Source organism: Streptomyces sp. NPDC107575 (assembly GCF_055657265.1).
In genome coordinates this window covers 1-22555 of sequence record NZ_JBVKBG010000012.1, presented here as the reverse complement: position 1 = coordinate 22555, position 22555 = coordinate 1, and the positions used below count along the sequence as shown (strand labels likewise).

Here is a 22555-nt window from a genome sequence, read left to right as displayed (position 1 = left end):
CGCTGTCAGTTGCCGGCAGTACCCATGTACGGGTACGTCCAGTCGAGGTCGGGGCTCAGGTTCTCCTTGATGTACCGGCCGCTGACCCAGCGCTGGAGTGCGAGCGGGGAGCCCGTCTTGTCGTTGGTGCCCGAGGCCCGGCCGCCGCCGAAGGACTGCACGCCCATCAGCGCGCCGGTCGGCTTGTCGTTGACGTACATCATTCCGGCGGTGTTGCGCAGGACCGAGAGTGCCTCGGTGATGGCGGCGTGGTCGCGGGCGAAGATCGAGCCGCCGAGTGCGTACTCGCTGGTGGTGTCGACGAGCTTGAGCAGGTCGTACCACTCGACCTCGGCGTCGTCGTAGACGTGGACGGTCATCAGCGGGCCGAAGAACTCCTCCTTCATCGTGAAGGCGGTCGGGTCCGAGGTGACGAAGAGGGTCGGCTCGACGAACCAGCCCTTGTCCTTGGTCACGGTGCCACCGGCCAGGAGGGTGTGGCTGTCGAGGGCGTTGGCCCGCTCGATGGCGTCGGCGAGGCGGTCGGCGGCGGCCTCGTCGATGACGGCGCCGACGTAGGTGTCGTGCTCGGTGATGTCACCGACCTTGAGGCCCTTGACGGTCTCGGCGAGCTGGTCGCCCAGACCGGCGTCCCACAGGCTGCGCGGGACGTAGGCGCGCGAGCCCGCGGTGCACTTCTGGCCCTGGAACTCGTACGAGCTGCGCACGAGCGCGACGAGCAGCGCCTGGGGGTCGGCCGAGGGGTGGGCGACGACGGCGTTCTTGCCGCCGGTCTCGCCGACCAGGCGCGGGTAGGCGCGGTAGTTCTCGATGTTCTGGCCGACGGTCTTCCACAGGCCGCGGAAGACGGCGGAGGAGCCGGTGAAGTTCAGGCCGGCGAACTCGGGGTGGGCGATGGCCTGGTCGGAGATCGCCTTGCCGCTGCCGTGGACGAGGTTGATGACACCGGCCGGCAGTCCCGCCTCCTCGAAGAGGCGCATGACGACATCGCTGGACAGCGCCGACTTCTCCGACGGCTTCCACACGACGGTGTTGCCCATCATGGCCGGGGTCGAGGGCAGGTTGCCCGCGATGGCCGTGAAGTTGAACGGGGTGATGGCGAGGACGAAGCCCTCCAGGCCGCGGTGGTCCATGACGTTCCACTGGCCCGCGGGGGAGGTGGGCTGCTGCTCGTAGATCTGCGCGGCGTTGTGGGCGTTGTAGCGGAAGAAGTCCGCGAGCTCGCAGATGTCGATCTCGGCCTGGTGGTACGTCTTGGACTGGTGCAGCATCGTCGTCGCGAGCAGCTCGTCGCGGTACGCGCCGCTGACCAGGTCGGCGGCGCGCAGGAAGATCGCGATGCGCTCGTACCAGGGGGTGTTGGCCCAGGACTCCTGCGCGGCGAGCGCGGCCTCGATGGCCGCCTGCACCTGCTTCTCCTCGGCGAGCGGGATGCGGCCGAGGACGTGGGCGTGGTCGTGCGGGGCGATCAGGTCACGCGGCTCGCCGTCGAACTGCCGCTCGCCGCCGATGACATGGGGCAGCTCGCGGACCTCGCCGCCCACCTTCTCCAGCTCGGCGTACAGGCGCACGGCCTCGGGGGAACCGGGCGCGTAGTCCTTCGAGGGCTCGTTGTACGGGGCGGGAACGCGGATGACGCCGTTGTGGACGGTGGTGCTGTTTGCCATGGCTTACCTCGGGGGTTCCAGAGAGGTCGACCGCGCTGCGCTGCTGCGACGGGACCGGGGCGGGACAGGAAGATCGCGCAAGAACGAGGCGATGAACGTTGCACTGAAATTTCAGCGTGACCGTACTTACACTGTTCCGCATGCGTCAAGACACCGATCTGATCGAAGTCGCGGAGCGTCCTCCCGTCCCCGCGCGCACGGCGCCGGGCGGGCGGACGCTCGCCGAGAGCGCCTACGAACGGCTGCGCGACGACATCATCACCGTGAAGCTTCAGCCGGGCGACCCGCTCGACGAGAAGCAGCTGAGTCGCGAGCTCGGCGTCGGCCTGACCCCGGTGCGCGACGCGCTCAAGCGGCTGCGCCACGAGCGGCTCGCCCTGATCTACCCGCGCCGGGGCACCTTCGTCGCCGAGATCAACATCAGTGACGAGCGCTGGCTCACCGAGGTCCGCGTCGACCTGGAGGGTCTGGCCGCGTCACTGGCCGCGGAGCGTGCGAGCGACGAGGAGTGCGCCGAGCTGAAGCGGCTGGCCGGGGGCGTGGAGGATGCCGTCGAGGTGTCCCGGGACTACATCACCCAGGACACCGAGATCCACCGCGCGATCTACGCCGCGGCCCACAATCCGTACCTCGAGGCGACCCTCACCCAGTACTCGAACCTGGCCATGCGGATCTGGCACTACGGCCTGACCAGGGCCCGGCCGCACACGCCCCAGTCCTGTGCGCAGGACGACGTCGTCGAGGCGATCTGCGCGCGCCGGCCGGGCGCGGCGCGCAAGGCGGCGCAGGCGCACCTGCTCGGCTTCTCGGCGTCGGTGCGGGCGATGCTGTGAGCGGACCGGGTCGGCCGGGGCGGGCCCGTTCGTAAAATTTCAGATTTCTGAGTACGTGGCCCACGGGGCGTCGGCAGCAGCCGGCGTCCCGTTTTCGCATGTCAGGGCCCCGGGCGCGACAGCAGGGCTCGTGAAGTTGCCCAAGCGAACGCCGAGTTACGGCCAGGCGGGGGGTTGTGAGATTCGTGATCACATCTTAGGTTCCTGGCTCAGCAGCCCCGTGAAGCGCGAGACATCCGCCGCCCTGCGCGGGAGCTGCCCCATTCCTCCATCCCGCCCCCGGTCCGCCTTCCGCCGGACCCTGTCATCTGGGGATCGATGTGCTGAGCAACCTGCTGCTGCGCGCAGCCGAGAGCAAGAAGCTCGAACGAATCATCAGCAAGAACAAGCTCACCCGCGGCCTGGTGAGCCGCTTCGTCGGCGGTGTCACCCTCGACGACGCCATCAGGGCGACCAAGGCGCTGAACAAGGACGGCATCGACGTCAGCCTCGACCTGCTCGGCGAGAGCGTCTTCGACCTGGCCGAGTCGACCCGCGCCACCGACCAGTACATCGAGACCATCCAGGCCATCGCCGAGCACGTGCCCGGCTCCACGGTCTCGGTCAAGCTCTCCCAACTCGGCATTGCCGTCGACGTGGAGGCCTGCGCCAAGAACCTCGAGCGGCTCTTCGAGGCCGGCGAACAGTCCGGTGTCACCGTCGAGGTCGACATGGAGCACAGCTCCGTGGGCCGAGCCACCATGGAACTCTTCCGCGAGGCCCTGCCCCGCTACCCGCACTCCCGGATGGCCATCCAGGCCGCACTGCGCTCCACCCCCGAGGACCTGGAGACCTTCACCGAGGTCAAGCCGCGCCTGCGCCTGGTCAAGGGCGCCTACGACGAGCCCCTGCACCGCGCCCAGCAGGACCGCAAGGAGGTCACCGCGCAGTACCTGCACCTGACCCGCTACGTCCTGGCGCACTGCCCCGACCCCGCCTTCGGCACCCACGACGACGTCTGCATCGACTTCGCCAAGCAGGTCGCCGAGGAGACGGGCGTCGACAAGAAGGACTACGAGTTCCAGATGCTGTACGGGGTGCGCCGCGACCTGCAGAGGGACCTCGTGCGCGAGGGCCACCGGGTGCGCGTGTACCTGCCGTTCGGCACCCAGTGGTACCCGTACCTGATGCGCCGCATGGCCGAGCGCCCCGCCAACCTGCTGTTCTTCCTCCGCTCGCTGGTCGGCGGCTGACATGTCCGCCGACGCCGACACCGGGGCGCACCGATGACCGCTGCTGCCCCGCCCGGGCCGGCGGCCCTGCTCACCGACCAGGTGTACGCCGTCCTGTACGAGGCCGTCATCAACGGGGCGATGCCCGCGGGCACCCGGCTGCGGGTGCGGCACGTCGCCGCGCGGATGGGTACCAGCATCATGCCCGTGCGCGAGGCGATCCGGCGCCTGGAGGAGAGCGGCCTCGCCGAGCGGGAGCCGCACAAGGGCGCCGTCGTCAAAGGGTTCACGCTCCGCGAGCTGATCCAGATCTACGACATCCGGCTGCTCCTGGAGACCGGGGCCGCCCGCAGCGGCGTCGCCGGTCTCGACGGGGGAGTGGTCCGCGTCATGGCCAAGGAGTGCGACGCGCTGAGGGCGGCCGCCCGCGACGGGCGGGTGCGCGACGCACTCGACCACGACGAGGCGCTGCTCACCGCCCTGTACGGGGCGGGCGGCAACCCGTTCCTGATGGCACACATCCGCGACCTGTGGCACCAGTGCCGCGCCTACAAGGTGCTCGGCGCGGCGGCCGCCGACCGTGAGCGGGAATCCACGCTGTGGCAGTACCAGTCCCGGCTCGTCGACGCCGCCCGCGCGGGCGACGCCGACACGGCCGCCGCCCTCACCCGCGACTCCCTGCTCAGCTCCCGCGCCCGCATCCAGTCCGCGCTCGACAAGGAGGGCGGGGCCACGTGACCTCCGCCGAGCAGACCCACCCGTCTCCTGACCCCGCACGCGCCCCTACGCTCGCGATCCCCCGGACGTTCGTGGTCATCGGGGAGACCAACCTGGCCCGCCGGGTGTGCGCCTCGCTCCGCGAGGGCGCGCACACCGTGCGCCACCTCACCGCACCCGGCGACCACGAACTGCGCCAGGCGCTCGACCCGGAACCCGACGCGGTCGCCGTCCTGCTCCACGACGACGTCGCCGCCCTGCGCCACGCCCTCGCCGTCGCGCACCTCCGCGAACGCACACCCATCACCGTCACCATCTTCGACCGCACCGTGGCCGACGAACTGCTGCGCCTGCTGCCGCAGTGCCACGTCACCTCGCCCGCCGAGCTGGCCGCCCCCGTCCTGGCCGGGCCCTGCCTGGCGGCGGACATCACCGCCCTGCACCGCGCGGAGGGCGCGACCCACGCCCTCCGCGTCAGCGACAGCGGCCCGGTCAGCAGCCGGCCGTGGGAGGCCGAACGCCAGGGACCACGGGCCCGGTTCGTCCGGCTGACCGGGCAGCTGCGCCCGCACGACGCGGGCACCCGCATCCTGCTCATCGGCCTGCTCGGGATGCTCGCCGCCCTGCTCGTCGACATGGCCTGGCTCGTCGCCCTCGGCCACCATCCGGCCGACGCCCTGTTCGACGCCGCCCGGGTGGTCGCCACCGTCGGCCCGGCCGCCGCGCCGGACCACTCGGCGGGCTACGCGGTGCTGGCCGCCGTGCTGATGCTCGCCACGGTCGTCTTCGGCGCCCTGTTCACGGCCGGCGTCGTCGAGCGGATGCTCGGCCCCCGGCTCGTCGGCCTCGTCGGACCGCGCACGCTGCCCCGCTCCGGACACGTCATCGTCGTCGGCATGGGCCAGGTCGGCCTGCGCCTGTGCGGCGAACTGCGCAGGCTCGGCGTGCCGGTCGTCGGCGTCGAACGCGACCCGGCCGCCCCCGGCATCCGGCTCGCCCGCTCGCTCGGCATCCCCGTCCTGACCGGGCACGGCGGCGACCGGGCCGTCCTGGAGAAACTGCGGCTGCACACGGCGCGCGCCCTCGCCGCCGTCGGCTCCGACGACCTCGACAACATCGCCGTCGCCATCGCCGCGCACGGCGTCGCTCCCGACACCCGCGTCGTCCTGCGCGCCGGCGAGCACGAGGCCATCGCCGAGACCCGCTCACTGCTGCCGCTCGGCACCGTACGCGACGTGAACAGCCTGGCCGCCGCATACGTCCTGGCCCGATTGCTCGGCACCCCCGCCACCGCCGTCATCGCCCACCGCCACCGCACCCTCGTCCAGCTGCCCGCCGGCGGCTTCGAGGCGTGGCCACTGGCGGCCCGCCGCGGGTGCGCGCATGTGGCGGTCGCCCTGAGCGGGTGACGCACGGACCCCCTCCGCACTCCATGACCGAGGCCCGGCCACCGCGCCGGGCCTCAGCCGTACCCGCAGGTCAAAACCCTTACTGGAGCGGAGAGTTGGAGGTTACCGGCGCGTCCGGAGCTACCACACCCAGTGGGCCCGGGGAAGCGCTCTGTCACGCCTCGATTGTGCAGTCGTTTCGCACGATGTCCCGCGACTCTGTTTGCTTGTCCGACGGGGGAGTCCGCCCGCACCATTGAGGCGTACCGCAGGGAAGGAAACCAGCGCCCTGCCGGACAGCATCTGTTGAACACTCTTCTACTCCCATCACCCCTGCCCTCAAGCGGCTTTCGCCGGCGTGCGCGCAACAGCGGAACGACTGGCCGCGCCCGTGGCGACCGGCGGCAGGGGACACCCGTGGGGCAGCACCCGAGAGGGGAACGACGTGGCAGCACAGGGGAATCTCAAGCCCTCGCAGCTGGAGCGGATACAGGACTTGGTGGCTCGGCGCACGACCGGTCTGAGCCTGGAGGCTCCCTTCTACACGGACCAGGACTTCTTCGACGCCGACATGAAGGCGATCTTCGCCCGCCACTGGCTGTTCGTCGCCGTCGACGCGGAGATCCCCGAGGCCGGTGACACCACCACCGTCGACTTCGGTCCGTACTCGGTCATCGTGCTGCGCGACGACGACGAGGAGGTGCGGGCCTTCCACAACGTCTGCCGGCATCGCGGCGCCCGCCTGCTCGACCCGGGCCGGGCCGAGGTCGGCAACCTGGTGTGCCCGTACCACAAGTGGACGTACAACCTCGAGGGCGTGCTGATGCACGCCCCGTCGCAGGCGCCGGACTTCGACAAGGGCTGCTTCAGCCTGCGCAGCGTGCACGCGCGCAGCGTCGCCGGGTTGATCTTCATCTGCCTGGCCGACGAGCCGCCCGCCGACTTCGACGAGGTCGCCGCCACCATCGAACCGTACTTCCTGCCGCACGCGCTGAAGGGCGCCAAGGTCGCCCACCGCACCGACCTGGTCGAGAACGGCAACTGGAAGCTGGTCCTGGAGAACAACCGGGAGTGCTACCACTGCGACGGCCACCCCGAGCTGATCGCCGCCTACTTCCCCGTCTTCGGTCTCGACGGCGAGGAGGACGTCCCGCCCAACCTCCGTACGACGTACGAGCGTTACCGGAAGGCCCTGGCGGAGATGCACGAGATCTACGACCGGCTCGGGCTTCCCTACGAGCACATCCGGGAGGTGGACACCCGCACCACGGGATTCCGCGTGCAGCGTGACGCACTCGACGGGGCCGGCGAGTCCTACACCACGGACGGCACCGCCGCCTGCACCAAGACCCTGGGTGACCTGCCGGAGAAGCGCCTTGGCTACCTGTCCATGCACATGCAGCCCAACAGCTGGTTCCACGTCGTGGGCGACCACGCGGTGACCTTCAGCGTGCTGCCGATCTCCCCGGGCGAGACCCTCGTCCGCACCACCTGGCTGGTCCACCCGGAGGCCGAGGAAGGCCTGGACTACGACATCGGCTCCCTGACCAAGATCTGGACCGCAACCAACGACCAGGACGCCGCCCTGGTCGCCCGCGGCCAGCAGGGCGTCACCAACCCGGCCTACGTCCCTGGCCCGTACGCGCCCAGCGAGCACCAGGTCGAGGCATTCGTGAACTGGTACGTGAACCGACTCGAAGAGGAGATCGCGCGATGACCGAGCAGTACGGATACGACCACGCCGCCACGTCGTTCACCGGCCCGCAGGCCGCCAGTCCGCTCTTCGGACAGGGGGTCGCTCCCGACCCGTCCTTCCAGGAACTCGCCGCTTACGACCAGGACGCCGCCGCCTTCGAGCAGGAGGTCGTTGCACCGCTCCTGGAGGAGTACGACTCCGACCTCGACGAGCGGATGTACGTCTGCGTCCGCGTCGAGGACGTCACCGCGGACATGAAGACCTTCGTCCTGGAGCCGGAGGCGGCGGGGCCGGCCACGCACGAGCCGGGGCAGTATCTCGCCTTCACCTTCGACATCGAGGGGCAGCCGGTGGGCCGCTGCTACACCATCTCCTCCCCGCCCAGCCGCCCGGACTGCGTCACCTTCACGGTGAAGAGGGTGCCCGGCGGCCTGGTCTCCAACTGGCTGCACGACCACTTCACCCCCGGCAGCCGGGTCACCGCCCGCGGCCCGCTCGGCGACTTCTCGAACGTCCACCACCCGGCGCCCGCCTACCTGTTCCTCTCCGGCGGCAGCGGTGTCACCCCGCTGATGTCGATGACCCGCGCGATGTACGACCGGGGTGCGGGCGCCGACATCGCCTTCGTGCACAGCGCCCGCACCCCCGACGACATCCCGTTCCGCGAGGAACTGGACCTGGTCGAGGCAACCGCGCCGAACATCCGCGTCACCCACATCTGCGAGGCCGACGGGGAGACCGAGCGGTGGGAGGGCCACCGCGGCCGCCTCACTCTCGAAGCCCTCCAGGAGATCGCCCCCGACTTCCGCGAACGCGAGGTCTTCGTGTGCGGCCCGGCCGGCTACATGCGGGCCGTCCACGCGATGCTCACCGAGGCAGGACTGCCCGAGGAGCGCTACCACCAGGAGAGCTTCGACGGCGCCACCGCCGCGCCCGCGACACCCGCCGACACCGACACCGTCAAGGCGACGTACACAGTGGAGTTCGCCCGCACCGGCACCAGCATCGAGTGCGACTCGACCACCCCGCTGCTCCAGGCCGCCGCCGAGGCCGGACTCACCCTCCCGTCCTCCTGCGGCCAGGGCATGTGCGGCTCCTGCGTCTCCCCGCTCAGCACGGGCACGGTCGACATGCGCGACAACGGCGGCCTGCGCCCCCGCCAGCGCGCCCAGGGCAAGATCCTTCTGTGCTGCTCGACCCCGCTCGAAGACCTCGTGATCGACGCATAGGTGAGGCCGACCAGTGAGAATCAGTGAAGTGCACATCTACCGGCATGAACTGCCGGTCAAGGCCGGCTCGTACAGGATGAGCCACTCTGAGGTCCGGTCCCTGTCCACGACGTTGGTGAAGCTGGTGGCCGACAACGGGCTCGTGGGCTGGGGCGAGACGTGCCCGATCGGGCCCGCCTACGCTGAGGCCCACGCGGCCGGTGCCGTAGCGGCGTTGAGCGAAATGGCCCCGGGGCTGATCGGCACCGAGGTGCTGCCGACACCGCTGCACCGGGGCATGAACAAGCTGCTCCACGGCCACAACTACGCCAAAGCCGCCATCGACATCGCGGCTCACGACCTGATCGGCAAGCGTCTCGGCGTCAGCGTCTCCGATCTGCTCGGCGGTGCGGTGACGGATCGCGTGCCGTCGTACTACTCCACCGTCGTCGGCCCGCCGGACGACACCGCCCGCGTCGCAGCGGAGAAGATGGCCGAGGGATATCCGCGCCTGCAAGTGAAGATCGGTGGGCGGCCGGTGGAGGAGGACATCGAGAGCGTACGCAAGGTGTGGGAGGTCATCCGCGGCTCCGGAATGCGCCTGGCCGTGGACGGCAACCGTGGCCTGACCACGCGTGACGCACTGCGGCTCAGCCGGGAGTGCCCGGACGTCCCCTTCGTCATGGAACAGCCCTGCGACACCTTCGAGGAACTGCGGCGAATCCGCCCGCAGCTCGGCCATGGCATCTACCTGGACGAGAGCGGCACCAGCCTCGACGCGGCGATCACCGCCGCGGGCACCGGTCTGGTCGACGGGTACGGAATGAAGGTCACCCGGATCGGCGGCCTGGGGCCCATGCGAGCCTTCCGTGACCTGGCTGCGGCCCGCAACCTGCCGCACACCTGCGACGACTCCTGGGGCGGAGACATCATCGCCGCCGCCTGCACCCACATGGGCGCGACCGTGGCACCCGAACTGCTCGAGGGTGTCTGGCTGGCGGCCCCCTATATCGAAGGCCACTACGACCCGGACCACGGGATCCGTGTCGAAGGCGGACACATCAAGAGACCGAAGGGGCCCGGCCTGGGAGTCGCTCCCGACGAATCCCTCTTCGCCGCGCCCACGGCCTCCTTCTGAGGCTCGCTGCCCGCACATCCCCATCCATCCGTGACCCATCCCCCCCAACGAAGAGGCGGCACCCCATGTCCGGCAATCGCGTCGTGGTCTACCAGGGCCCAGGCAAGGTCAGCGTCGAGACCACCGACTACCCCAAGCTCGAACTCCCCGCCGACGTGGCGAGCGGCCTCGGCCTGAAGAGGGCTGCCCCGCACGCCGTCGTCCTCAAGCTGGTGACCACCAACATCTGTGGCAGCGACCAGCACATGGTCCGCGGACGCACCACCGCCGAGCTCGGCCAGACCCTCGGCCACGAGATCACCGGTGAGGTCGTCGAGGTCGGCGACGACGTGCTGTTCGTCAAGCCCGGTGACATCTGCTCCGTGCCGTTCAACATCGCCTGCGGCCGCTGCCGCATGTGCGACGAGGGCAGGACCGGCATCTGCCTCAACGTGAACCCGGCCCGCCCCGGCGCCGCCTACGGCTACGTCGACATGGGCGGCTGGATCGGCGGCCAGGCCGAGTACGTGATGGTGCCGTTCGCCGACTTCAACCTCCTCAGGTTCCCCGACCGCGACCAGGCGTTGGAGAAGATCCTCGACCTGACGATGCTGTCGGACATCTTCCCGACCGGCTACCACGGCGCGTACACCGCCGGTGTCACCACCGGCTCCACCGTGTACGTCGCCGGGGCCGGCCCGGTCGGCCTGGCTGCGGCCCACGCCGCCCAACTGCTCGGCGCCTCCGCCGTCATCGTCGGTGACATGAACCCGGCCCGACTGGAGCAGGCCCGCAGCTTCGGCTGCGAGACCGTCGACCTGAGTCAGGGCGACCAACTGCCCGACATGATCGAGCAGTTGCTCGGCGAGCCCGAGGTCGACGCCGCCATCGACGCGGTCGGCTTCGAGGCCCGCGGGCACGGGGAGGACGCGGGCGAGGCGCCCGCCACGGTGCTCAACGACATGATGACCATCGCCCGCGCCGGCGCCTCCCTCGGCATCCCCGGCCTGTACGTCACCGGGGACCCCGGCGGCGTCGACGAGCACGCCAAGATCGGGCAGGTCGGCGTGCGGCTCGGCCTGGGCTGGGCCAAGTCGCACTCCTTCGCCACCGGGCAGTGCCCGGTCAAGCAGTACAACCGGCGCCTGATGAACCTGATCCTGGCGGACAAGGCGCAGATCGCGAAGGCGGTCAACGCCACCACCATCACCCTGGACCAGGCCCCCGAGGCCTATCAGGACTTCGACCAGGGAGCCGCCAAGAAGTACGTCATCGACCCGCACGGAGCGGTACCCGCGCCCCGCCGATGACCGCCCGTCGCGTCCACGGTCGCTCGAACTCAAAGAAGATCAACCGTTGCCGGCACTGTTCGTGCAAAGTGTCCGCATGATTGATTCCCGGCTCCGCGTCCTTCAGATGGTGGCTGAGCACGGCACCGTGACCGCCGCCGCACGCGCACTGCACTTCACGCCCTCCGCCGTCTCCTACCAGCTGCGCCAGCTGGCCGCGGAGGTGGGCGAGGAACTGGTCGTCCACCAGGGGCGCGGCCTGCGCCTGACCGGCGCGGCACGCATCCTCCTGCACCACACCGAGCTGCTGCAGGAGCAGTGGGAGCTGGCTCGCACCGACCTGGCGGCGGCCAGGTCGGAGCCGAGCGGCCGGATCGCCCTGTGCGGATTCTCCACGGCGGCCAGCCGCCTGCTGCCGCCCGCCGCGGCCGAACTACGCGACCGCCATCCCCGTCTCGCGGTGCGCATCATCGAGGCGGAGCCCGACCGCTGTTACGACCTGCTGCTCGCCCAGGAGGCCGACCTCGCCCTGCTCGTCGTGACGGCCGACTCCCCGCCCATGACCGACCACCGCTTCGACCAGCAGCCGCTCCTCGACGACCCCCTCGACCTGGTCGTCGCCGAGAACCACCCGCTGACCCGGCAGGACCGGGTCACCCTGGCCGACGCCGCGCGCGAACCCTGGATCCTCGGCCGCCCCGGCTCGACCTACCACCAGCTCGTGCTGTCCGCCTGCCTCAGCGCGGGCTTCACCCCGCAGCTCGCCCACCATGCCGACGAGTGGGACACCGGCGTGGCCCTGGTCGCCTACGGCTTCGGTGTCATCCTCGTGCCCCGCCTGGCCCGGCTGCGCGAGGACCTCCAGGTCGCCCGCATCCCGCTGAGCGGCGAACCCGCCCCCTCGCGCCGCATCCTGTCCGTCACCCGCCCCGGATCGCGCGAGATCCCCGTCATCGCCCAGGCCATCGAAACGATCACGGCGACTGCGGCGGAGGTGCTGCCGGGGCAGTGACCCCGTAGTGACGCAGGTCATATGAAATTCCCGGCGGGACCGGCGTAACGCCACGCCACTTGCGTGGTCTCACGTCACGAGGGTCACACCCCCGTGTACCCCTGACGCCCTCAGACGCCCCCATCGGAGCCCCCTCATGCACGTCACGCTGGAGCTGTCCACCAGTGCGGTCATCGTCACCATGGACGGCCAACTGCCGACTCCCGTAACCCTGCGCTACGACTCGTCCGACCCCCTCGCCGTCCACTTCGACTTCCCGGCCCGCGTCACCCTCGACGGCGAGGCCGCGACGTGGACGTTCGCCCGCACCCTGTTGGCGGAGGGGCTGACGGGACCGGCCGGGGTCGGCCGGGTTCGGGTCGCGCCGCGCGGAGCCTCGCACACCGTCGTCGAGTTCCACGCGGAACCCGGCGTGGCCGTGCTCCGCTTCGACACCAAGGCCCTGCACCGCTTCCTGGCCCGCACCCACACGGTGGTCGCACCGGGTGCGGAGACCGTGGCGCCGGAACTGGACCGCGGGCTGACGGCGATCTACGGAGGCCTGGCATGAGGCACGACTTCGCGGCCGGGCAGCGGCCGGGGCGCACGCACCCGGCCGCACGCACCTACGTCCTGGGGCAGCGCCTGCGCCAGATCCGCCAGGAACAGGAAGTGCCCCTCGGGCAGGCGGCCGCCGCCGCGGGGATCTCCCGGCTGTGGGCCGCCCAGATCGAGGGCGGCGAGATCCTCGACCTGGAGACGATGCAGGTGTACGCGAGCGCGCTGGGAGCCCGGATCGCCGTCACCGTGGAGTACGACGGTGGTGCGCCGCGCCCGGCGGAGTTGTCCGCGGTGCCGACGCAGCCGCAGCCACGGTCGGGGCCAGGGGCCGCGACATGAGGGGGCCTCTGCCGGGGGCAGAGTTCTCAGGCTGAGGAGATCGTGAACTGGCTGTCGCGTTCCTGGTCCCCGGACGCCGATCCCGCGTCGTCGACGGCGAAGGCCCGTGCCAGCTTCTCGCGCAGCGCCGCGACCTCGTGCGGCGCGCCCTGCGCGGTCAAGGTCACGGAACCCTCCAGTGCGTCGGCACCGGACGCGGGCCCCGCGTCCGGTCCGCCGGTACCCGGAGCGACCTCGGCGGTCCATACGGTGGGGTGGGCGCCGGTGGACGCGGAGTCCTGTGCCGGGGACCGGCCCGAAGGCTCGGAACCGAGATAGGCCAGTACGCGGCGGGCGTCGTGCTCCGTGCCGTTACTCAAGGTGACGGTGAGGAGGCGGTCGTCGAGGGTCATGGGATCTCCTGAATCGGTGGCGGTCGGGCTGTGCGAGAGGACGGCCAGGGAGTGTGCCTCCAGTCGGACGGTCGCTTCCGCCTTGTACTCGGCCTCGTCCGACACACCGTCGGGTTCGGCCGTGTCGATGCGTGCCGTCCAGGAGGTGCCGTACGAGGCGTCGGGCAGCTGGAACTCGGTGGCTTTCCAGTAGAAGTTGAAGAGGAACAGGAACGAGTCGTCGACGACACGCTCGCCGTGGCTGTCCCGTTCCGTCATGGCGTCGCCGTTGAGGAAGACGGCCAGGGCGTGCGCGTCGGGCCGCTTCCAGTCGTCCTCCGTCATGGCCGTGGCGTCGGGGCGCAGCCAGACCAGGTCCGGCAGGCCGTGGTCGTGGCCGGTGGGGGCCTCGCCGCGGAAGAAGCGGCGCTGACGCAGCAGGGGGTGGGAGGCCCGCAGTGCGACGAGGTCGCGCGTGAACGCCAACAGGGAGGCGCGTTCGTCGTCGAGGTCCCAGTCGACCCAGGTCAGTTCGTTGTCCTGGCAGTAGGCGTTGTTGTTGCCCTGCTGGGTGCGGCCCAGTTCGTCCCCGTGGCTGAGCATCGGGACGCCCTGGGACAGCGCCAGGGTCGCCAGAAGGTTGCGTTGCTGCCGGGCACGCAGGGCGAGCACGCCCGCGTCGTCGGTCGGGCCCTCCGCCCCGCAGTTCCAGGACCGGTTGTCGCTCTCGCCGTCGTTGTTGTGCTCGCGGTTGGCCTCGTTGTGCTTGTCGTTGTAGGACACGAGGTCGCGCAGGGTGAATCCGTCGTGCGCGGTGATGAAGTTGATGCTGGCCCGTGGGCGGCGGCGGTCGTGCTCGTAGAGGTCGGCGGATCCGGTGAGCCGGGAGGCGAACTCCGCCAGGGTCCCGTCCCGCGCCCGCCAGACGTCCCTGACGCAGTCGCGGTACTTGCCGTTCCACTCGGACCACAGCGGCGGGAAGTTGCCCACCTGGTAGCCGCCCTCGCCGAGGTCCCAGGGTTCGGCGATCAGCTTGACGCGGCTGATCACGGGGTCCTGCTGGATGAGGTCGAAGAAGGCCGACAGTCGGTCGACCTCGTGGAACTGCCGGGCCAGGGTGGCCGCCAGGTCGAAACGGAAGCCGTCCACATGACACTCGGTGACCCAGTACCGCAGCGAGTCCATGAGCAGCTGCAGGACGTTGGGGTGGCGCATCAGGAGGCTGTTGCCGGTGCCCGTGGTGTCGTAGTAGCGGCTGAAGTCGTCGTCGGCGAGTCGGTAGTACGACGCGTTGTCGATGCCGCGGAAGGACAGCGTGGGGCCGTTCTCGTTCCCCTCCGCCGTGTGGTTGTAGACCACGTCGAGGATCACTTCGAGGCCGGCGGCGTGGAGGGACTTGACCATGCTCTTGAACTCGGTGACCTGCTCGCCGAGGGTGCCGTGCGCGGCATAGGCGTGGTGGGGCGCGAAGAACCCGATCGTGTTGTAGCCCCAGTAGTTGGACAGTCCGCGCTCGTGCAGGAAGCCGTCCTGCACGAACTGGTGCACGGGAAGGAGCTCGACCGCGGTCACTTTGAGGGAGGTGAGGTGGTCGAGGACGGCCGGCGTGGCCAGGCCCGCGTAGGTGCCCCGCAGGGCCTCGGGGACACCGGGGTGTCTCGCCGTCAGGCCCCGCACATGTGTCTCGTAGATGACGGAGTCGGCATAGGCGTGGTCCGGCGGTACGTCGCCGGACCAGTCGAAGGCCGGGTCGACGACGACGCCGCACAGACCCTCGCCGCCGACTGCCGCGGCGCCGCCCCGGGGGTGGACCGCCTTGGCGTAGGGGTCCAGGAGGAATGCGTCGGGGTCGCACCGGTGCCCCGAGACCGGCTCCCAGGGTCCGTGAATGCGGTACCCGTAACGCTGGGGCGGCGCGGCGTGCGGCACGTAGCCGTGCCACACCGAACCGTAGACCTCGGGCAGGGACACCGAGCGTTCGCCGCCGTCGGCGTCCAGCAGCACGAGATCCACCCGGTCGGCCACGGCACTGAACAGGGCGAAGTTCGTGCCGTGGCCGTCGTAGGTCGCTCCGAGCGGGTAGGGCCGCCCGCTGTGCACGGGGACGGCGTCCGCCGGGCGTGCCGTCATGAAGCGGCGGCCGTGTCGACGAGCACGGGTTGCGGAGCGGCGGCCGGCACTGCGGCGCGCGGCAGCTGGAGGGCCTCGCTGGAATCCGGAACCGGAAGCTTGGGCACCAGCACCTCGCGCACCCCGGTCCTGCTGCGCAGGGAGAACCACACGATGTGCCGGGCGTCCTGCGTACAGCTGCCCCATCCGTCACTCAGGGCCGCGATCTGTGCGGAGCAGCGCTGAGGGAACTCGCGGGAGGCGCCACCGACCGGATCCTCGTAGGACACCGCGTTGATCAAGTGCTGCCCGTTCCACCACGACTCGACCTCGATGCGGCCGCCCGGGCGCCCCTGGACGGCCAGGTCAAGGAGGAGCCCGAGACCACGGGTCGCCGAGGGCGTCAGCCGCTCGAGCCCCCAGTAGCGCGTGTGCGCGGCCACGATGCGCTGGACCTGGCCGACGCGCTCGGGGGCCGCTTCCACGCCGATGTGGTAGTAGCTGGGCTTTGCCTGATGCATGGTTCCTGCTCCTCACCGTGTGGCTCACGGGCCGCCGGATCGGCGGAGCCGTGCGCACGGACCGTGAGCACGGGGCAATCGAGAGTCATTGATCAGCGTGTGCGCTGTACTCCATTCGTGCAACCGGACGTGACTGCGCGACGACCTTCCGTTCAACAGGACGGATCGCCGACGGCGTCGCAACATGAGTGAAGGAGATGCCGACGGTGACGGTGTGAACTCTCTGCGTGAACGACCCACGAGTCCGCCGGGCTCGGCGTCGTGAGGCCGGGAGGCCATCCATGGAGACACCCCGAGCCGTCGGAGGAGTCGGCTGGTGCCTGGCGAGCTACCGCTTCTGGGAGCGTCGATTCCTGGCTTTCCCGGGTGATGCCGAGGCACGCAAGAGCTTCGAGCGCGCCGTCGCCGACCTGTGCCGTGTCACGGGCGAGCGATGCGGCCGGGAGGCCGCCGAAGCGGCGCAGCGCTCGGGCCGCTCGCTTCCCTTCGAGAAGGGTGAGACCGCATGACGACGCTGTCGAACACGGCTGTCCCCGTCCCCATCGAGGACGTGCGGCCAACGGTCGACGGGGGCCGACGGCCGGCCAAGGCGGTCGTGGGGGAGTCCTTCACGGTCACGGCCCTGGTGTTCGTCGAGGGCGACGGTGTCCTCGGCGCCGAGGTCGTGCTGAGCGCGTCCGACGGGGGCGAGGTCGGCCGGTGGCCGATGACACCGACGGCCCCGGGCACGGACCGCTGGAGCGCCGAGGTGTGTGCGGACCGGCCCGGCCGGCTGAGCTACCGCGTACGGGCGTGGCGCGATCCCGTGGCCACCTGGATGCGGGACGCCACGATCAAGGTCGGTGCCGGCGTGGACTGCGAGATCACGCTGGAACAGGGGGCCGTGCACCTGGAAGAGGCACTGGCCCGGGCCGCGACGAAGGAGACGCGCGAGGTGCTGGGTGAGGCCGTGGACGCGCTGTGCGATGCGGCCCGCAGCCCGCTGGAGCGGCTGGCCGCGGCCGCGGATCCCGCGGTGCGGGCCGCGTTGAGCGATGCCCCGGTGCGCGAGCGCCTGACCGAGAGCCGGGCCTTCCCGTTGCTCGTGGAGCGGGAGCGGGCGTTGTTCGGGTCCTGGTACGAGTTCTTCCCGCGTTCGGAGGGGGCGGTGGTCGAGCCGGGGAAGCCGCCGGTGAGCGGCACGTTCCGTACGGCCGCGAGCCGGCTGCCGGCGATCGCGGCGATGGGCTTCGACGTGGTGTACCTGCCGCCGATCCACCCGATCGGCACGACGTTCCGCAAGGGTCCCAACAACTCGCTGTCGCCGGGCCCGTTCGACGTGGGGGTGCCCTGGGCGATCGGCTCGCACGAGGGCGGCCACGACGCGATCCATCCGGACCTGGGCACTTTCGAGGACTTCGACGCCTTCGTGGCGCGTGCCCGGGAGTCGGGCATGGAGGTGGCCCTGGACTTCGCGCTGCAGTGTTCGCCGGATCATCCGTGGGTGGACAAGCATCCGGACTGGTTTCATCACCGGCCGGACGGCAGCATCGCGTATGCGGAGAATCCGCCGAAGAAGTACCAGGACATCTATCCCCTCGCCTTCGACAAGGACATGCCGGGGCTGATCGCGGAGACGACGCGGATCCTGCGGCTGTGGATGGGGCACGGGGTGCGGATCTTCCGGGTCGACAACCCGCACACCAAGCCGGTCGTGTTCTGGGAGAAGGTGATCGCCGACATCAACGGCACCGACCCGGACGTGATCTTCCTGGCGGAGGCGTTCACCCGGCCCGCGATGATGCACACGCTGGCCGCGATCGGCTTCCAGCAGTCGTACACGTACTTCACCTGGCGCAATTCGAAGCACGAACTGGCCGAGTACGCCGCCGAGTTGAGCGGCGAGGCGGCCGCCTACATGCGGCCGAACCTGTTCGTGAACACCCCCGACATCCTGCACGAGTTCCTGCAGGACGGCGGCCGTCCGGCCTTCGAGCTGCGCGCGGTGCTCGCGGCGACGCTCTCGCCCACCTGGGGCGTCTACAGCGGGTACGAGCTGTGCGAGAACACCCCGCTGCGCGCCGGGAGCGAGGAGTATCTGGACTCGGAGAAGTACCAACTGGTGGTGCGGGACTGGGAGTCGGCCGAGCGGGAGGGCCGCACGATCGCCCCGTTGATCACCGCGCTGAATGCGATCCGGCGCCGTAATCCGGCCCTGCGCACGCTGCGGGATGTGCACTTCCACCATGCCGACCAGGACGCGGTGCTCGTGTACTCCAAAACGACCGCGTCCGCACAGGGCTCGAACACGGTATTGGTCGTCGTGAACCTCGATCCGCACCACACCCAGGAGGCCACGGTCCGCCTCGACCGCGAGGCCCTGCGGGTCCCGCCGGACGGCACCTTCGGTGTGCGCGACGAACTGACCGGGCGGACGTACACCTGGAGTGACACCAACTACGTCCGTCTGACGCCGGGCGAGACACCCGCCCACATCCTCACCATCGGTTGAGTCAGGAAAGCGCTCTTCCGTCATTGGCATGCCCGAACCGAGGGAGAAACCCTCATGACAACAAACGAATACACGCTGCCCGAACGGCCGGACCCCGCGCCCCGGGACCCGGACTGGTTCAAACGCGCGGTCTTCTACGAGGTCCTGGTCCGCTCCTTCCACGACAGCAACGGCGACGGCGTCGGAGACCTCAAGGGCATCACGGCGAAGCTCGACTACCTCCAGTGGCTGGGCGTCGACTGCCTCTGGCTGCCGCCCTTCTTCAAGTCACCACTGCTGGACAACGGCTACGACGTCGCCAACTACATCGTCACCCTGCCCGAGACCGGTGATCTGGCGGATTTCGTCGAGTTCGTGGACGCGGCGCACCAGCGCGGCATGCGCGTGATCATCGATTTCGTCATGAATCACACGAGCGACCAGCACGAGTGGTTCAAGGAGTCCCGCTCGGATCCCGAGGGCCCGTATGGCGACTATTACGTGTGGGCCGACGACGACAAGCAGTACGCCGACGCCCGGATCATCTTCGTGGACACCGAGGCCTCGAACTGGACCTTCGATCCGGTGCGCCAGCAGTACTACTGGCACCGCTTCTTCTCCCACCAGCCGGACCTCAACTACGAGAACCCGGCGGTGCAGGAGGAGATCCTCGCCGCCCTGCGGTTCTGGCTCGATCTGGGCATCGACGGCTTCCGTCTCGACGCGGTCCCCTACCTGTACGCGGAGGAGGGCACCAACTGCGAGAACCTCCCCGCCACCCACGAGATGCTCAAGCGGGTCCGCAAAGAGATCGACGCCCAGTACCCGGACGTCGTGCTGCTGGCGGAGGCCAACCAGTGGCCGGAGGACGTCGTCGACTACTTCGGCGACACCGCCTCCGGCGGCGACGAGTGCCACATGGCGTTCCACTTCCCGGTGATGCCGCGGATCTTCATGGCGGTGCGCCGCGAATCGCGCTACCCGGTCTCCGAGATCCTCGCCAAGACCCCGCCCATCCCGGCGGGCTGCCAGTGGGGCATCTTCCTGCGCAACCACGACGAGCTGACCCTGGAAATGGTCACCGACGAAGAGCGCGACTACATGTACGCGGAGTACGCCAAGGACCCGCGGATGCGCGCCAACATCGGCATCCGCCGCCGCCTGGCCCCGCTCCTGGACAACGACCGCAACCAGATCGAACTGTTCACCGCGCTCCTGCTCTCCCTGCCCGGCACGCCGATCCTGTACTACGGCGACGAGATCGGCATGGGCGACAACATCTGGCTCGGCGACCGCGACGCGGTGCGCACCCCGATGCAGTGGACCCCGGACCGCAACGCCGGCTTCTCGTCCTCGGATCCCGGCCGCCTGTTCCTGCCCACGATCATGGACCCGGTCTACGGCTACCAGGTCACCAACGTCGAGGCGTCGATGTCGTCGCCGTCCTCGCTGCTGCACTGGACCCGCCGGATGATCGAGATCCGCAAGCAGAACCCGGCGTTCGGCCTCGGCTCGTACACCGAGCTGCCCTCCTCCAACCCGGCGGTACTCGCCTTCCTGCGGGAGTTCAAGGACGACCTGGTGCTGTGCGTGCACAACTTCTCCCGCTTCGCCCAGCCCACCGAGCTGGACCTCCAGTCGTTCAACGGCCGGCACCCGGTGGAACTGATCGGCGGAGTGCGCTTCCCGGCGATCGGCGAACTCCCGTACCTGCTGACCCTCGCGGGACACAGCTTCTACTGGTTCCGGCTGAGCGAGGACTCGGTGCCGGATCGCACCTCGGGGAGCCCCACAGGAATGGACCTCACGCGATGACCCACCCCGTGATCGATCTCGGTGACGCGCGCCCCGCGCTTCTCAGCACCTCACTCAACAACCTGCTCAGACAGTGGCTGCCCGGACAGCGCTGGTACGCGGGCAGTGGCAGCCGGATCGAGGAGATATCGGTGGCGGCCGCGACGCGACTGACCCCGGAGTGCTTCCACCTGCTGGTCCGGGTGAAGGAGGCCGGCCAACTGGACGCATCCCACTACCAGTTGATCCTGGGCGCGGCCGTCGATCCGCCACCACGACTGTGGCGGCACGCCCTCGGGCAGGTGGACGGCCCCGCCGGCGGCACCCTGATGGTCTACGACGCGCTCTTCGACCACCGCGTGGCGATCCTGCTGCTGGACCGTCTGCGCGAGGGCGGCAGGACCGGGGCACTCCTCTTCGAGTCCTTCCCCCGTGCGTCGGTGCCCACGGGTCTCGCCCCCCGCGTCCTGGACGCCGAGCAGTCCAACACCTCGATCGTGTACGGCGACAGGCTCATCCTCAAGCTGTTCCGCCGCATCCAGCAGGGCATCAACCCGGACCTCGAGGTGACCGCCCGGCTGGGCCGGTGGGGGCACACCTCGGTACCGGCGCCCACGGCCTGGTTCTTCGTGACCGAACCGTTCTGGGGCACCCTCGGCATGGTCCAGCCCTTCCTGGCCGACGCGACGGACGGCTGGCAACTGGCCCTGGAGTCGGCCTCCACGCAGGGCGACTTCATCAAACAGGCGTGGGGCCTGGGACACATGACGGGCGAACTGCACGCGGCCCTCGCGCAGGTCTTTCCCACCGCGCAGCCCGAGGGACATCACCTGTCCCGCCTCGCCGAGGAGATGACCCACCGGCTGAACCACTCGGCAGGGGCGGTGCCGGCACTGCGCCGCCATGTGCCCGCCCTGCAGGGCATCTTCGCGGATGTCGCGGCGACCCGCAGCGGCCCGCACCTGCAACGCATCCACGGAGACCTCCACCTGGGCCAGGTCCTGTGGGGCGAGGGGAGATGGCACGTGGTCGACTTCGAGGGAGAGCCCTCCCGCCCGCTGGCGGAGCGCCGCGCCGACCGCTCGCCGATCCGGGACGTGGTCGGCATGCTCAGGTCCTTCGACTACGCGGCACACATGGGCCCCACACCGAGCCCCCAGTGGGCCGACCGGTGCCGGTCCGCGTTCTGTTGCGGGTACAGCGAAGCCGGGGGCTTCGAACCGACGGATGCGCCCGAGCTGTTGCGCGCATACGAGGCCGACCGCGCCGTCTACGAGGTGCTGTACGAGGCCACGCACCGCCCCGACTGGATCACCGTTCCGCTCAAAGCCGTGGCCCGCCTCGCCGGCGCACGCTGACCCGCGCGGCGCCACCAGGCCCAGCGCACCCAGGCCTCCCGAAGGAGCCCCCACCATGACAGTCAACGCCCCCGCGGCCCCCAGACTGTTCCGGCATGCCCGAGCCACGTCGCATCTCGACCGGGGGACGCGCGCGGCGCTGCTGGGCGGCACCCACCACGACCCGCACGCCGTGCTCGGAGCACACCGGACGGCGAAAGGTGTCGTCGTCCGCTGCCTTCTCCCACAGGCCACCGAGGTGGCGGTGCTCGCCGGCGATACGGCGTGGGGCCTGGCCGACACGGGAGACGGCCTGTTCCAGGGCGAGCTCCTCCTCGCGCCGGCCCAGGACTACCGACTGCGCGTGACCACCGGCAGCGAGGTCGTCGAGGTGGACGACCCCTACCGATTTCTGCCCGCCTTGGGCGAGTTGGACCTGCACCTCATCAGCGAAGGCCGCCACGAGGGCCTGTGGACGGCGCTCGGTGCGCACCTCCTGGAGCACCAGGGTGTGCGGGGGGCCCGCTTCACGGTGTGGGCGCCGAACGCCCGCGGCGTCCGTGTCATCGGCGACTTCAACCACTGGAACGGTGTTTCGACGCCCATGCGGTCACTGGGGCACTCCGGTGTGTGGGAGCTGTTCGTGCCGGACATCAACGAGGGCGACCTGTACAAGTTCGCGATCACCGGCCCCGACGGGGTTCCGCGTGAGCACGCGGACCCCATGGCGCGCCGCACCGAGAAACCCCCGGCAACCGCGTCCATCGTCGACGCCTCCTACTACACGTGGGGCGACGCGGCCTGGCTGGAGCAGCGCGCCGCCCGCCCCGCCCACGCGTCGCCGTTCTCGGTGTACGAGGTGCACCTTGCGTCCTGGCGCCCCGGCCTCACCTACCGCCAACTCGCCGAACAACTCCCCGCCTACGTAGCCGACTT

General features: G+C 70.2%; 18 protein-coding genes and 1 pseudogene. 16 read left to right on the top strand and 3 right to left on the bottom strand.

The genetic code is table 11. The features are described 5' to 3' along the window. Positions 1 to 5: 5 nt before the first annotated feature. Entirely contained in the window at positions 6 to 1667 is a 1662-nt protein-coding gene (gene pruA / locus ACZ7L4_RS40365; RefSeq protein ID WP_472110051.1) for an L-glutamate gamma-semialdehyde dehydrogenase, read from the bottom strand. Between the two features lie 140 nt (positions 1668 to 1807). Here pruA and ACZ7L4_RS40360 point away from each other — a divergent pair, with 140 nt between their 5' ends. From ACZ7L4_RS40360 to ACZ7L4_RS40310, 11 genes are all read left to right on the top strand, one after another. After that, positions 1808 to 2500: a GntR family transcriptional regulator gene (locus ACZ7L4_RS40360; protein WP_472110050.1), complete on the top strand. Its 693-nt coding sequence runs from the start codon at positions 1808 to 1810 to the stop codon at positions 2498 to 2500. 320 nt (positions 2501 to 2820) lie between these two features. Continuing rightward, positions 2821 to 3732 carry a proline dehydrogenase family protein gene (locus ACZ7L4_RS40355; RefSeq protein WP_472110049.1) on the top strand — a complete coding sequence of 304 codons (912 nt, stop codon included), beginning with the start codon at positions 2821 to 2823 and terminating at the stop codon, positions 3730 to 3732. Between the two features lie 33 nt (positions 3733 to 3765). Beyond that, positions 3766 to 4449 carry a GntR family transcriptional regulator gene (locus ACZ7L4_RS40350; RefSeq protein ID WP_472110048.1) on the top strand — a complete coding sequence of 228 codons (684 nt, stop codon included), beginning with the start codon at positions 3766 to 3768 and terminating at the stop codon, positions 4447 to 4449. After that, positions 4446 to 5837, top strand: coding sequence for a potassium channel family protein (locus tag ACZ7L4_RS40345; protein WP_472110047.1), 1392 nt, complete (start codon positions 4446 to 4448; stop codon positions 5835 to 5837). Before ACZ7L4_RS40350 ends, ACZ7L4_RS40345 begins: the two co-directional genes overlap by 4 nt. Before the next feature lie 424 nt (positions 5838 to 6261). Then, positions 6262 to 7533: an aromatic ring-hydroxylating oxygenase subunit alpha gene (locus ACZ7L4_RS40340; RefSeq protein ID WP_472110046.1), complete on the top strand. Its 1272-nt coding sequence runs from the start codon at positions 6262 to 6264 to the stop codon at positions 7531 to 7533. Further along, on the top strand, positions 7530 to 8741 hold the full coding sequence (locus ACZ7L4_RS40335) for an FAD-binding oxidoreductase (protein WP_472110045.1): 1212 nt from the start codon (positions 7530 to 7532) through the stop codon (positions 8739 to 8741). The genes ACZ7L4_RS40340 and ACZ7L4_RS40335 overlap by 4 nt, the downstream gene beginning before the upstream one ends. A gap of 13 nt (positions 8742 to 8754) precedes the next feature. Then, on the top strand, positions 8755 to 9858 hold the full coding sequence (locus ACZ7L4_RS40330) for a mandelate racemase/muconate lactonizing enzyme family protein (RefSeq protein ID WP_472110044.1): 1104 nt from the start codon (positions 8755 to 8757) through the stop codon (positions 9856 to 9858). A gap of 65 nt (positions 9859 to 9923) precedes the next feature. Then, on the top strand, positions 9924 to 11147 hold the full coding sequence (gene fdhA / locus ACZ7L4_RS40325; protein ID WP_472110043.1) for a formaldehyde dehydrogenase, glutathione-independent: 1224 nt from the start codon (positions 9924 to 9926) through the stop codon (positions 11145 to 11147). A 76-nt stretch (positions 11148 to 11223) separates the two neighbouring features. After that, entirely contained in the window at positions 11224 to 12138 is a 915-nt protein-coding gene (locus tag ACZ7L4_RS40320; RefSeq protein ID WP_472110042.1) for a LysR family transcriptional regulator, read from the top strand. Positions 12139 to 12274: 136 nt separating this feature from the next. Next, positions 12275 to 12688, top strand: a complete 414-nt coding sequence (locus ACZ7L4_RS40315) for an SsgA family sporulation/cell division regulator (RefSeq protein WP_472110041.1) — start codon at positions 12275 to 12277, stop codon at positions 12686 to 12688. Next, positions 12685 to 13017 (top strand): helix-turn-helix domain-containing protein, encoded by a 333-nt coding sequence (locus ACZ7L4_RS40310; RefSeq protein ID WP_472110040.1) that lies wholly within the window; start codon positions 12685 to 12687, stop codon positions 13015 to 13017. The genes ACZ7L4_RS40315 and ACZ7L4_RS40310 overlap by 4 nt, the downstream gene beginning before the upstream one ends. A 407-nt stretch (positions 13018 to 13424) precedes the next feature. Here the strand turns inward: ACZ7L4_RS40310 and glgX are convergent. Continuing rightward, positions 13425 to 15518: pseudogene (gene glgX / locus ACZ7L4_RS40305) on the bottom strand (glycogen debranching protein GlgX); the annotation flags it as partial. Continuing rightward, positions 15515 to 16018 carry a pep a2 gene (locus tag ACZ7L4_RS40300; protein ID WP_472110039.1) on the bottom strand — a complete coding sequence of 168 codons (504 nt, stop codon included), beginning with the start codon at positions 16016 to 16018 and terminating at the stop codon, positions 15515 to 15517. The gene ACZ7L4_RS40300 and the pseudogene glgX, both read right to left, overlap by 4 nt. A gap of 281 nt (positions 16019 to 16299) precedes the next feature. Between ACZ7L4_RS40300 and ACZ7L4_RS40295 the strand changes: the two genes are divergently transcribed. The 5 genes from ACZ7L4_RS40295 to ACZ7L4_RS40275 form a co-directional block, all read left to right on the top strand. Further along, the gene (locus ACZ7L4_RS40295; protein ID WP_472110038.1) at positions 16300 to 16527 is read left to right on the top strand and encodes a DUF5133 domain-containing protein; all 228 of its coding nucleotides are present in this window, start codon (positions 16300 to 16302) and stop codon (positions 16525 to 16527) included. Next, the gene (locus ACZ7L4_RS40290) at positions 16524 to 18509 is read left to right on the top strand and encodes an alpha-1,4-glucan--maltose-1-phosphate maltosyltransferase (RefSeq protein ID WP_472110037.1); all 1986 of its coding nucleotides are present in this window, start codon (positions 16524 to 16526) and stop codon (positions 18507 to 18509) included. The genes ACZ7L4_RS40295 and ACZ7L4_RS40290 overlap by 4 nt, the downstream gene beginning before the upstream one ends. A gap of 54 nt (positions 18510 to 18563) precedes the next feature. Continuing rightward, positions 18564 to 20303 carry a maltose alpha-D-glucosyltransferase gene (gene treS, locus ACZ7L4_RS40285; RefSeq protein ID WP_472110036.1) on the top strand — a complete coding sequence of 580 codons (1740 nt, stop codon included), beginning with the start codon at positions 18564 to 18566 and terminating at the stop codon, positions 20301 to 20303. After that, positions 20300 to 21640, top strand: a complete 1341-nt coding sequence (locus ACZ7L4_RS40280; protein ID WP_472110035.1) for a maltokinase N-terminal cap-like domain-containing protein — start codon at positions 20300 to 20302, stop codon at positions 21638 to 21640. The genes treS and ACZ7L4_RS40280 overlap by 4 nt, the downstream gene beginning before the upstream one ends. A 55-nt stretch (positions 21641 to 21695) precedes the next feature. After that, positions 21696 to 22555, top strand: an 860-nt coding sequence (locus tag ACZ7L4_RS40275) for a GlgB N-terminal domain-containing protein (RefSeq protein ID WP_472110034.1), incomplete at its 3' end; no start/stop codon positions are given.